We start from the raw sequence: 11,830 nt of genomic DNA, 5'->3' as shown, positions 1-11,830 counted from the left end.
AACATGGATTTAAACGCGTAATAGTTCCAGTTGGAAATATGAAAAATTCTGATTTTCCTGAAGGAATTGAAATAATACCGGTGAAAGATATACGAGAGTGTCTAGATATTGCTTTTAGTAGTGTGTTTTAATACTGAAATATAGGTGAATGGGAGTGACTCAAAAATCGTGATTTCGGAGAAATCGATTTTGTTGAGTCACCCCCGCATAGTTTATTAGATATCTAAAAAGCTTTTATTAAGCGAATTTAGATATCAATAAACCACTGCGTCTATGAGTTCTTATATACACTTTGTTAAAATTTAGGTCTTTTGGGTCATCCTTATTCGTCTTTTAGGATACTAAATATTAAGTGAGATTTAAAAAAATTAGATTTTTCAAATTTTCTTATGTTAATTTTAAGGATTATGTAGTAGAATAAATAGAAGAGATGTTATATATCCCATTATATTGGATATATAATAAAAAATTATTAATGAATTTTTAATAATTTTATATTTACAATTAAATAATAAAAGGAGTGATATTTATGTTGAAAAAAGCTTTAATAATTATTTCTTTTTTTCTAGGAATAACTATAGGAACACTTTCAACAAACGCATTGATATATTATAATATATTTACATCAATGAGTGAGACGATGTTAAGACTTATTGTTACAATTGGAACTACAATAGTTTTTGTATTAATGTCTTTATTATTTTCGGATAAGTTTGTAGCAATGTTAAAAAGACTAGAAGATCGTCTATCAAAAACACCAATTCAAAAAATTATATTCACAACAATAGGATTGATTCTAGGATTATTACTGGCCAGCCTACTTTCATCAGGAGTAGATGTAATTGCTGGTGCTGGAATTATGGGAAGAATTATTTCAGCTGTAATTTATATTGTTTTTGGATATTTAGGACTAGTATTGGGATATAGACGAGAAGGAGAATTTTTAAATATACTTACAGCGTTTAAATTTGGATCTAAACCAAAAGAAAAAGAAACTAAATTGAAAACTAAGAAAGTAGTAGCTAAGGTTGTAGATACTAGTGCTCTAATAGATTCTCGTATTCAAGATGTTGCTAAGACAGGATTTTTAGAGGGGAAAATAATAGTTCCAGAGTTTGTACTAAAAGAACTTCAATTAATTTCTGATTCTGAAGATTCGTTAAAACGTGCAAAGGGTCGTTTAGGTTTAGATTGTGTTGAACAGCTACAAAAAATGAAAGAAATTGATCTTGAAATTGATAATAAATATAACTATAATGAGCACAAAGGAGTAGATAATCTTTTAATAGATTATGCATTAAAATACAAATGTGCAATTATCACAACAGACTATAATCTTAACAAACTAGCTACATTACAATCAATAAAAGTTTTAAATGTAAATGATTTAAGCAATGCGGTTAAGCCAATGTTAACAACAGGTGAAAGATTAAAAGTTCAAGTATTAAGAGAAGGTAAAGAGAATAATCAAGGTGTAGCTTACACTGAAGATGGAACAATGATAGTTGTAGAAAATGGTAAACGTTCTGTAGGAAAAACAGTTGAAGTTGAAGTTCAAAGTGTATTACAAACATCTTCAGGAAGAATTATCTTCACTAAAATTATTTAATAAATTTGCTTTTTTTGAAAAAATATGGTAATATAAATTGTATTGTATTAACGAATGATTATTTTAGGAGGAGAGTATGCACACTTTTTTAATGACAATGGCAATAGTGAGCAGTATTCTGTTAATTATAGTAGTATTACTACAAGAAAGTAAATCTGGAGGTTTATCTGGATTAACTGGTGGAGCAGAAGAACTGTTTGGAAAACAAAAAGTAAGAGGTGCTGAATTAGTTTTACAAAGAATTACAGTAGTACTAGGACTAATATTTTTTATATCACTAGTGTGTCTTACTTGGTTAAAATTATAAACTAAACATAATAAACCTAAAATGTAAATTCATTTTAGGTTTATTTTTATAGAAAATAATTGTATGTTGTATAATCTAATTTAAGGAGGATTATATGTTAGAAAAAATAGAAAATATATTCAAAAAAGAAAAAATATTGAGTATTGAGGACTTAAAAGAAAGATTAAATATTGAATCGGCAAAGGAATTTGTGGAACTTGTAAAAAATGTTGGTAAATTAGAACGAAAACTAGCGATAACGCAACTTCCCAATGAGAAGTTTCTCTACGTTAAAGAAGCATTAGAAATAGAAGGAGTAATTAGATTACATCAAAAAGGTTTTGCATTTGTTTATTCTGCTGATTTAGGTATAGAAGTATATATACCTAAAGGATTTACACAAAGTGCGATGACTGGAGATGTAGTATTAGTAAAAGTAGACAGTGTTTATAAGGATGATCGTAATTTAGAAGGAATTGTTCAAAAAGTATTAGAAAGAAATACTAAGTATACAGTCGGTACATTAACTAATGCTAAATTTTTCTCTTTTGTAAAAAGTGATGATAAAAATATAGTAAAATACATTAAAATAACAAATGCAAAAAGTTTCAATTTAGTTGATGGAACTAAGGTGTTAGTAGAAATTACAGATTATTCAAAGGTTAGTTTTGAAGATCATAAAGGGATTATCATAAAATCAATTGGTCATAAGGATGATCCTGGTGTAGATATTCTTTCAGTAATTTATAAACATGGTATTCCACATGAATTTCCTGAAGATGTAGAAGAACAAACTAAGGATATTAGTGAAGAGATTAAGCTTGAAGATAAATATAGAGATTGTACTAATGAAATGGTGGTTACAATAGACGGAGATGATGCTAAAGACTTAGATGACGCTATTTCTGTTGTGAAAACTAAAAAAGGGTATAGACTAAAAGTCTTTATAGCCGACGTAAGTAGATATGTTACTGAAGATAGCCCGCTAGATAAAGAAGCAGCTAATAGAGGATGTAGTGTTTATCTTGCAGATAGAGTTGTTCCAATGTTACCAAGAAAATTGTCTAATAATATCTGTTCTTTAAATCCTCACGTATTACGATACACAATTTGTTGTGATATTGATTTTAGTAGCAAAGGAAATCCAGAAAGTTATGATATATATCCAGCAGTAATCAAATCTAAAGGACGCTTAACTTATAAAAAAGTTAATGAAGTCTATGCAGAAAATAATGAAGTAATTGAAGAGTATAAAGATTACGTTCCTATGTTGAAGACAGCATTAGAATTATCAACAAAAATTCGTGCCAATAGAGAAACAAGAGGTGCTATAGATTTTGATAAACCTGAATCTAAAGTAGTTGTAGATGAACAAGGTGAAGTTGTTGATATTGTACTGCGTGAAAGAGGTATATCTGAAAGATTGATTGAGGATTTCATGTTAAGTGCTAATGAGGTAATTGGAGAGCATTTTTACTGGATGCAAGTACCATTCATTTATCGTATCCACGAAGAACCTAAAATAGAGAAACTTAGACAATTTTTTGATATTGCTGCAAGTCTTGGTTATAGAACAAAAGGTAAAATTGAGGAGATAGAACCTTATATTTTAGCTAATATGCTTAGAAAATTCAAGGGAGAGGTTGTAGAAACTATGCTTTCAACGATTCTTCTTAGAACTATGAATCAAGCAAGATATTCAGTTAATAACATAGGGCACTTTGCACTTGCTACTAAGTATTATACACACTTTACTTCACCAATTAGACGTTATCCTGACTTATTGGTACATCGAATGATTAGAACATATTTATTTAATGGTGATGTGTCGGATGAGACTGTAGACAAGTTCCTTACGAAATTGCCAGATTTGGCAGAAAGTTCGTCGGAGTATGAAAAACGAGCAGTTGACTGTGAAAGAGAAGTTGATAGAATGAAAAAATGTGAATATATGCTTAAGTATCAAGAACAAACTTTTAGGGGTATTATATCAAGCGTTACTAATTTTGGGGTGTTTATAACTCTTGAAAGAAGTAATATCGAAGGTTTAGTTCATATTACGGCAATGAACGATGATTATTATACGTATGATCAAAAAAACATGATATTAATTGGTAGAAGAAAGAAAAAAATATACAGACTTGGTGATGAAGTAATTGTAAAAGTAGCAAATGTGGATTTAGAAAATCAAGAAATAGATTTTAAAATATTAAAACACAAATCATTAATTAGTAAAAAATAGAGGATGAGATTATGGATAAAGAAATAAAAGTAATAGCTCAAAATAAAAAAGCTAATCATGATTATTTTATAGAAGAAACATATGAGGCAGGATTAGTTTTAACTGGTACAGAAATTAAATCAATTAGAAGAGGAAGAATAAATTTAAAAGATTCATATTGTCAAACAAGATTAGGGGAAATGTTTGTCTATAATATGCACATTTCACATTTTGAAGAAGGAAATAGATTTAATCATGAACCATTAAGAGTAAGAAAATTATTGTTAAAGAAAAAACAAATTGCTTCATTAAGTAGTGTCCAAAATGAAATTGGAATGAGTATTGTTCCGTTGAAACTTTATATCAAAAATGGCTATGCAAAGCTATTAATAGGAGTTGCTAAAGGGAAGAAAAATTATGACAAACGTCATGTATTAAAGCAAAAAGAAGCTAATAAGGAAATTAACAGAGTACTTAAAGATAAACAAAAATATTAAAAAACGATTTTTTATTTTATAATATGTAGAAAAATATACATCGCAAGAAATTTTAAGCGATGTATATTTTTTATTATTAACAAAAAAATATAGGTTAGAAAAAAGATGTTTTAAATAATAAATAATTGATAATTAGAAAGTTATGAATAACTGTTATAAAAAAATGAGAGGTGTTTTTTCAAAAAAATATATCCTTTTTTCTTTGATATAAAGGGATTTTTTAAGAATATTGTAAAAATAACTAAAAAAACGCTTTACATTTAAATGAAAGCGTGCTACAATATTTAATGTAAACAAGAAAATCATTAAATAAATACTATCAAATGTTAAATAGTTCACATATATAAATAGTAAAAAATGAAACAGATAAAAAACTGTTATATATCTGAAAGAGAAAATCAAGAATATATTAGAAGGATAAACTAAGAAAGATTTTTTTCAATATTTGATTGTTAGTTAATATATAACTTTGTTGTTTATAGTAATAGATTTTCACGAATCAAACAAAATATATTTATATAAAGGAGAAGTGTATTTATGGAAAAATTCACTCAGTTATTACAGCCGGTGGCTGATAATTTATATATTTCTGCACTTGTTGCATTAATCCCGATTGTGTTTTACTTAGTAACACTAGCTGGATTCAAAGTTAAAGGGTGGTTAACAGGACTTTTAACTTTAATAGTGGCGATTGTAATTGCATGCTTATTCTTCAAAATGCCATTCCAATTCGCAGCGTTCTCAACAATTCACGGTATGGTTTATGGTGTTATGCCTATCGGTTGGATTATCTTAACATCAGTGTTCTTATACAAAATGACAGTTAAAACTGGTCACTTCGATATTATCAGAGATAGTATTACTTCATTAACTGATGACCGTCGTATTCAAGCATTAATCATTGCATTCTCATTCGGAGCTTTCTTAGAGGGAGCAGCAGGATTTGGTGCACCAGTAGCTATCACGGCTTCATTACTAGTAGGATTAGGATTTAAACCACTTTACGCAGCTGGTGTATGTATGATTGCTAACACGGCACCGGTAGCATTCGGAGCAGTAGGAGCGCCGGTTACAGCAATGGATGGATTAGCAACTTATGCAAATGGTTCTCCAATTGCAGCGGCAGAAATCGCAGCGATGATTGGACGTCAATTACCACTAGTGTCTATCTTCATTCCATTCTACTTAGTATTAATCATGGCAGGATTCAAGAAAACATTAGAAGTATGGCCAGCATTATTAGTATCTGGTGGATCATTCGCAATTGCTCAATTTATTAGTTCTAACTACATGGGAGAACAATTACCTGACATTCTTTCTTCGTTAGTATCATTAGTTTCAATCGTTGTTTTACTTCAATTCTGGAAACCTAAAACAACTTGGAGATTTGCTGATGAAAAAGATGTTGACGTTAAATCAAATGCTACAGAAAAACACAGCTTAAACGAAGTTTTAGTAGCTTGGTCACCGTTCGTAGTATTAACAGTGTTCATCTTCTTATGGACTATGAAATCTTCTAAAGCATTCTTCAAAACAATTGCTTTAAACCCTAAAGTACCATTTATTCACAATAATATTGTAAGCTCAGTATCTGGTAAAGAAATCGCTGCAGTATTTAAATTAGATATTCTAGGATCTATTGGTACAGCAATCTTAGTAGCAGCATTAGTATCTAAATTTATCATTAAAATTAGTTGGAAAGATGCATTTGAAACTTTTATTCAAACATTTAATGAAGTTAAAATTGCATTATTAACAATCTCATTCGTAGTAGGATTTGCATACATTATGAATGCATCTGGTATGTCAAATACTCTAGGGTATGCCTTAGCAGCAACAGGAGCAGCATTTAAATTCTTCTCTCCAGCACTTGGATGGATTGGAGTATTCATTACTGGTTCTGACACATCAGCTAACTTACTATTCGCTAAACTACAACAAGTTACAGCAAGTAAAGTTGGAATGGATCCACTATTAGCAGTAGCAGCTAACGCATCTGGAGGAGTAGTAGGTAAAATGATTTCTCCACAATCTATCGCAGTTGCAGCAGCAGCGGTTGGATTAGTAGGAAGAGAACCAGAATTACTTAAATTTACTGTAAAACACAGCTTCATCCTATTAATCATTGTGTGTGGTATTATCGCCCTTCAATCAACAGGAGTACTTGGATGGATGATTCCAGTACACCCATAATAAGAAATATATTAACTGGAGATCGAGATATACTCGGTCTCCTTTTTATTTATGATAGTTTAGCGAAAAAATTTTTTTTAAAATAAGTTTTTTTGTTAGTATATTTGTTTACAATATAGGAAAATAGTGGTATTATTGATAAGTTAGATTAAATAATATATAGATAAAGTGCTATATATGTTTTATAAAGTAAGAACAAGGAGAAAAAAATGTCAGTACAATTAAGAGATGATGTTAGAAATATTGCTATTATAGCTCACGTTGACCATGGTAAAACTACACTGGTTGATGAATTATTAAAACAATCAGGAATTTTCCGTTCAAATGAACACGTAGAAGAAAGAGCTATGGACTCTAACGATTTAGAAAGAGAACGTGGTATTACTATCTTAGCAAAAAATACAGCAATCGACTATAAAGGTAAAAGAATTAACATTCTTGATACACCAGGGCACGCAGACTTTGGTGGAGAAGTAGAACGTATCATGAAAATGGTAGATGGTGTTCTTTTAGTAGTAGATGCTTATGAAGGAACAATGCCTCAAACACGTTTCGTTCTTAAAAAAGCTTTAGAACAAAACTTAAAACCAATCGTTGTTGTTAATAAAATTGATAAAGACTCTGCAAGACCAGAAGAAGTAGTAGATGAAGTTATTGATTTGTTTATTGAATTAGGAGCGAATGATGAACAACTTGAATTTCCAGTTGTCTATGCTTCAGCTATCAATGGGACAGCATCTTTAGAAAGTGATCCAAGTGCTCAAGAAGAAAACATGCAATGTTTATATGAAACAGTAATCGATTATGTTCCAGCACCAAAAGATAATAGAGATGAACCTCTTCAATTCCAAGTAGCATTATTAGACTATAATGACTATGTTGGACGTATTGGTATTGGACGTGTATTCCGTGGAAGTATGAAAGTCGGAGAATCAGTTTCTCTTATGAAACTTGATGGTACTGTTAAAAACTTCCGTGTAACTAAAATTTTTGGTTATTTTGGATTAAAACGTGAAGAAATTCAAGAAGCTTTTGCTGGGGATATCGTTGCCGTAAGTGGTATGGATGATATTAACGTTGGGGAAACTGTATGTCCAACAGATCAACAAGAGGCGCTTCCAGTGTTACATATTGACGAACCAACACTACAAATGACTTTCTTAGTAAATAACTCGCCATTTGCTGGTAAAGAAGGTAAATTTGTTACAGCTCGTAAATTAGAAGATAGATTAATGCAACAATTAGAAACTGACGTTTCTTTACGTGTTGAACCTAATACAAGTGATTCTTGGGTAGTAAGTGGACGTGGTGAGCTTCACTTATCAATCCTAATCGAGAACTTACGCCGTGAAGGGTTTGAACTTCAAGTATCTAAACCAGAAGTAATTATTCGTAACATTGATGGAGTTGACTGCGAACCAGTTGAGCGTGTTCAAGTTGATGTACCAGATGAAAGTGTTGGTGCAGTAATTGAATCGTTAGGTCAACGAAAAGGTGATATGATCGATATGCAAGCTGATGGTAATGGTCAAACTCGTCTTATCTTCAACGTTCCAGCACGTGGACTTATCGGATATTCTACAGAATTCATGTCTATGACTAAAGGATATGGTATTATTAACCACACATTCGATTCTTACCAACCAATGCAAAAAGGACGTGTTGGTGGACGTCGTAATGGAGTGCTAGTAGCATTAGAAAACGGTCAAGCTACAGCATACTCTATTTCAAGTTTAGAAGATCGTGGAACAGTATTTATTGAACCAGGTACTGATGTATATGGTGGTATGATTGTTGGAGAAAATAGCCGTGAGAATGACTTAACAGTAAACATTACTAAAGCTAAAGCTCAAACAAACGTACGTTCTTCTACTAAGGATCAAACAGTAACACTTAAAAAAGCTCGTATTATGACTTTAGAAGAAAGTCTTGAATACTTAAGTGATGATGAATACTTAGAGGTAACACCAGAGTCAATTCGTCTACGTAAGAAAGAATTAGATAAAGCAGCTCGTGAAAAAGCGGCTCGTAAAGCTAAATATTCAGAAGAGTAGAAGTTAAAGAAACTTTCGAAGTAGGTAACTATTTCGAAAGTTTTTTTTGTAAAGAAAAATTATTGTATATTTATAGAAAAAATGTATTAATTTATGGAGATTTAAATTAATTATTTTAATAGAATCTTTATGTTTTAAAATATAATTATTTTTCTTTATTTAATTTTAATGTAGATTAACTCTGTATATGATGATATAATATGTATTAGAGATAACTCTATAAAAATATTATAAAAACTAAGGGGGCATAATTATGTCAAAAAAATATGATGTTGTTATAAAATCTACAGGAATGGGTAGTGGGGAACAAGAATTAAGTGATAACCTTATGAAAGGTTTCATTCACACACTAGCTCAAAAAGAGCATTTACCAGCACATATTATATTTTATGGTGAAGGGGTAAAATATACAGCTAAAGGATCTGAAGCGCTTGAAGATTTGAGCGATTTAGAATCTAGAGGTGTTAAAATACTTTCATGTGGAATTTGTGTAGACTATTATGATTTGACAGATTATTTAAAAGTTGGTGGACTTACAACTATGTCAGAAGTAATTGATATTTTATCAAATAGTGAACTAGTTGTTGAACCATAGTATTATTTTAAAGGCTAGAACAAATTCTCTAGCCTTTTTTAATGGAGGTATTAAGTATGGATGGGAATTTGTTTAAACCTTTTACTACAACGTTAATAGGTAGTTTACCTAGGTCTAGAGAATTATTACTACTAAAAGAGAGTTGTAATAAAAGTGAAAAATATACCGAAGTATATTTACAAAAGTACATTGAAGAAACTAATAAAGTAATTTCTTTTCAAAAAAAATGTGGAATAGAGGTTATTGTTAGTGGTGAGCTGAATCGAGATAATTATATGAGTTATATAGGAGAGGTTGTTGATGGTGTTAAACTACTAACGCTAGAGGAATTGAAAGAATTAACTGGAAATAATGAAAACTTTAGTAAGAGTTTGGAAGAAATGGATGCTTCAGATAATAGTATGAATAGTCCTATTTGTTTTGAAAAAATAAATACAGAAGCTAGATTGAATATAAAAGAAGTGGAAGTGCTTAAGGATAGTTCGGTAGATCATTACAAATGTACATTACCAAGTCCATATCTACTAACTAGATCAATGTGGTTAAAAGAAATTACAGGAAATTCATACGATAGTAGAAATGAATTAGGAGAAGATGTAGTAAAACTTTTACGTCATGAAATTAAAGAATTAGTAAAAGAAGGAGTAAAGATTATCCAGATAGATGAACCGATATTGTCAGAAGTCGTCTTTACTAATTCTAAATCAGATAATTCCTTTTACTGAGGTGCTTTATCGGAAAAAGTCAAGGTTGACAAAGAGTTAAAGTTTGCTAAAAATTTATTAATAGAAGTGTTAGATGAAATAAATTCTCATGACGATGTTATGAGTATTATGCATGTATGTAGAGGGAACTGGACAAAAGATGAAAATGTATTACTTGAAGGGGAATATGATAAACTTGGAAAATTTTTCGATTCTCTTAAAGTAGATATGCTGGCATTAGAATTTTCAACGCCTCGAGCAGGAGAAGTGGAAAAATTGTTTTATAATAATTTTCTAGATACAAAAATCATTTTAGGTTTTGGATGTATAAATCCAAGAAGTGATAGAGTTGAAACAGTTGATGAGATTGTAAGAAATGTAGAAAAAGTATTAGAATTCTTGCCACCTGAAAATATATGGCTAAATCCTGACTGTGGATTCGCTACATTTTCTAAAAGACCGTTAAATCCATATCCTATAATTCAAAAAAAATTAGAAAATATGGTAGAGGCTTCAAGAGTTTTACGAGAAAAATATTGCAAATAATAATTGAATCCCAAGATATTGAATCCTTGGGATTTAATTATTATTAATTTTTAATTTCTAAGTTACCATCTTTTAAAGAGATATTATCTCCTTCTTTAACTTTTTCATATTGTTCTTTAGTAACAGAAACATATTTTGTTTCACCGTTTTTAGTCTTAATTTCCAACATATATACAGGAACTTTTGAATCTTTTACATTATCTACTAATTCTTTTTGTTGATCACTAGCATGGATGTGATTATGTGAAGTCGCTGAATTAAATAATGTATACCATAGTAACATATTAGTAATGCTGCTTCCTGAGAAGAAACCACTACTTCTATAATTATTATTTATATAATCTGTATATTGTTTTTTATATCCTTGATTATTGTAGCTATTATAATCTTTATTATATGAGCCACCTGAGTTTTTTGTAAAGTTTTTTGTAGAACTTGTACGTGGCTTACTGCTTGCTGTAGAACTACTAGGTTTTGAACTTGAGTTAGTGCTTGATGGTTTAGATGTACTAGGTTTAGAACTAGGTCTTGGAGCACTTGGTCTTGCTGATGTTCCTTTAGCCTCAATTAGATTAACACTCGATGCACTAATTGTAGAGAAAATTAATGCAGAAGTAAGAAATACACTTGTAATTTTTTTTATAGTATTATTTTTCATAGTATTATCCTTTCACAAAATTAATTGTTTTCAGTACTACGCTTAGCAATGACAGTTCCCTCAATATTTTCTTGAGATCCTGCTTCATTTTTTACTGTATTTTCTATATTAGTTTTGTCATCTACTTTATTATCATCAGTAGAATTGTTATTAAAGTAATAATATAGACCAAAACCAATAATTGTAATTGTTAGTAAAGTAAGAAATATTTTTAAAAATCTAGCCATACTAGAATCCTCCTAATACGTAACCTTTCATATCTAATGCGCGTTTTAGTCTATCGTATTCAGAAGCTGGGACTTCCAGTTCATCACCATTTACTTGAGTAATAGTCGCGTATTCAGCATTTAGCTCTTTCCAAATATCAACGATATTATTTAAGTTAATTAATCCACGATTTCCATCGATTAGAGTAATTTCAAACCAATTCATAAAATTACCTCCTTTATTATTATAATTAAATTATA

11 protein-coding genes are annotated in these 11,830 nt (G+C 30.1%); 8 read left to right on the top strand and 3 right to left on the bottom strand.

Annotated elements, in window-relative coordinates:
* Positions 1 to 529 precede the first annotated feature (529 nt).
* From RWS90_RS03155 to RWS90_RS03120, 8 genes are all read left to right on the top strand, one after another.
* Complete coding sequence (locus RWS90_RS03155; RefSeq protein WP_314548540.1) at positions 530 to 1,609, top strand: TRAM domain-containing protein; 1,080 nt, start codon at positions 530 to 532, stop codon at positions 1,607 to 1,609.
* A 76-nt stretch (positions 1,610 to 1,685) separates the two neighbouring features.
* Positions 1,686 to 1,916, top strand: coding sequence for a preprotein translocase subunit SecG (gene secG, locus RWS90_RS03150; protein ID WP_314083927.1), 231 nt, complete (start codon positions 1,686 to 1,688; stop codon positions 1,914 to 1,916).
* Positions 1,917 to 2,010: 94 nt separating this feature from the next.
* Positions 2,011 to 4,137 (top strand): ribonuclease R, encoded by a 2,127-nt coding sequence (gene rnr, locus RWS90_RS03145; protein WP_314548538.1) that lies wholly within the window; start codon positions 2,011 to 2,013, stop codon positions 4,135 to 4,137.
* Positions 4,138 to 4,148: 11 nt separating this feature from the next.
* Positions 4,149 to 4,613 (top strand): SsrA-binding protein SmpB, encoded by a 465-nt coding sequence (gene smpB, locus RWS90_RS03140; protein WP_314548536.1) that lies wholly within the window; start codon positions 4,149 to 4,151, stop codon positions 4,611 to 4,613.
* Between the two features lie 537 nt (positions 4,614 to 5,150).
* Complete coding sequence (locus RWS90_RS03135; RefSeq protein WP_314548535.1) at positions 5,151 to 6,806, top strand: L-lactate permease; 1,656 nt, start codon at positions 5,151 to 5,153, stop codon at positions 6,804 to 6,806.
* Positions 6,807 to 7,015: 209 nt separating this feature from the next.
* Positions 7,016 to 8,860 (top strand): translational GTPase TypA, encoded by a 1,845-nt coding sequence (gene typA / locus RWS90_RS03130; protein ID WP_314548533.1) that lies wholly within the window; start codon positions 7,016 to 7,018, stop codon positions 8,858 to 8,860.
* A gap of 253 nt (positions 8,861 to 9,113) precedes the next feature.
* Entirely contained in the window at positions 9,114 to 9,455 is a 342-nt protein-coding gene (gene yedF, locus RWS90_RS03125) for a sulfurtransferase-like selenium metabolism protein YedF (RefSeq protein ID WP_314548530.1), read from the top strand.
* A 56-nt stretch (positions 9,456 to 9,511) separates the two neighbouring features.
* Entirely contained in the window at positions 9,512 to 10,705 is a 1,194-nt protein-coding gene (locus RWS90_RS03120) for a cobalamin-independent methionine synthase II family protein (RefSeq protein WP_314548528.1), read from the top strand.
* A 43-nt stretch (positions 10,706 to 10,748) separates the two neighbouring features.
* On the opposite strand, the gene RWS90_RS03115 is transcribed toward RWS90_RS03120, so the two are convergent.
* The 3 genes from RWS90_RS03115 to RWS90_RS03105 are packed head-to-tail and all read right to left on the bottom strand — an operon-like array spanning position 10,749 to position 11,795.
* The gene (locus RWS90_RS03115) at positions 10,749 to 11,363 is read right to left on the bottom strand and encodes a hypothetical protein (protein ID WP_314548527.1); all 615 of its coding nucleotides are present in this window, start codon (positions 11,361 to 11,363) and stop codon (positions 10,749 to 10,751) included.
* A 20-nt stretch (positions 11,364 to 11,383) separates the two neighbouring features.
* Entirely contained in the window at positions 11,384 to 11,590 is a 207-nt protein-coding gene (locus RWS90_RS03110) for a hypothetical protein (protein ID WP_314548524.1), read from the bottom strand.
* Between the two features lies 1 nt (position 11,591).
* Positions 11,592 to 11,795 carry a hypothetical protein gene (locus RWS90_RS03105; RefSeq protein ID WP_314083913.1) on the bottom strand — a complete coding sequence of 68 codons (204 nt, stop codon included), beginning with the start codon at positions 11,793 to 11,795 and terminating at the stop codon, positions 11,592 to 11,594.
* Positions 11,796 to 11,830: the final 35 nt, after the last annotated feature.

The organism is uncultured Gemella sp. (assembly GCF_963529685.1).
GTDB lineage: Bacteria > Bacillota > Bacilli > Staphylococcales > Gemellaceae > Gemella.
This window is presented reverse-complemented; position numbering and strand designations above follow the sequence as displayed.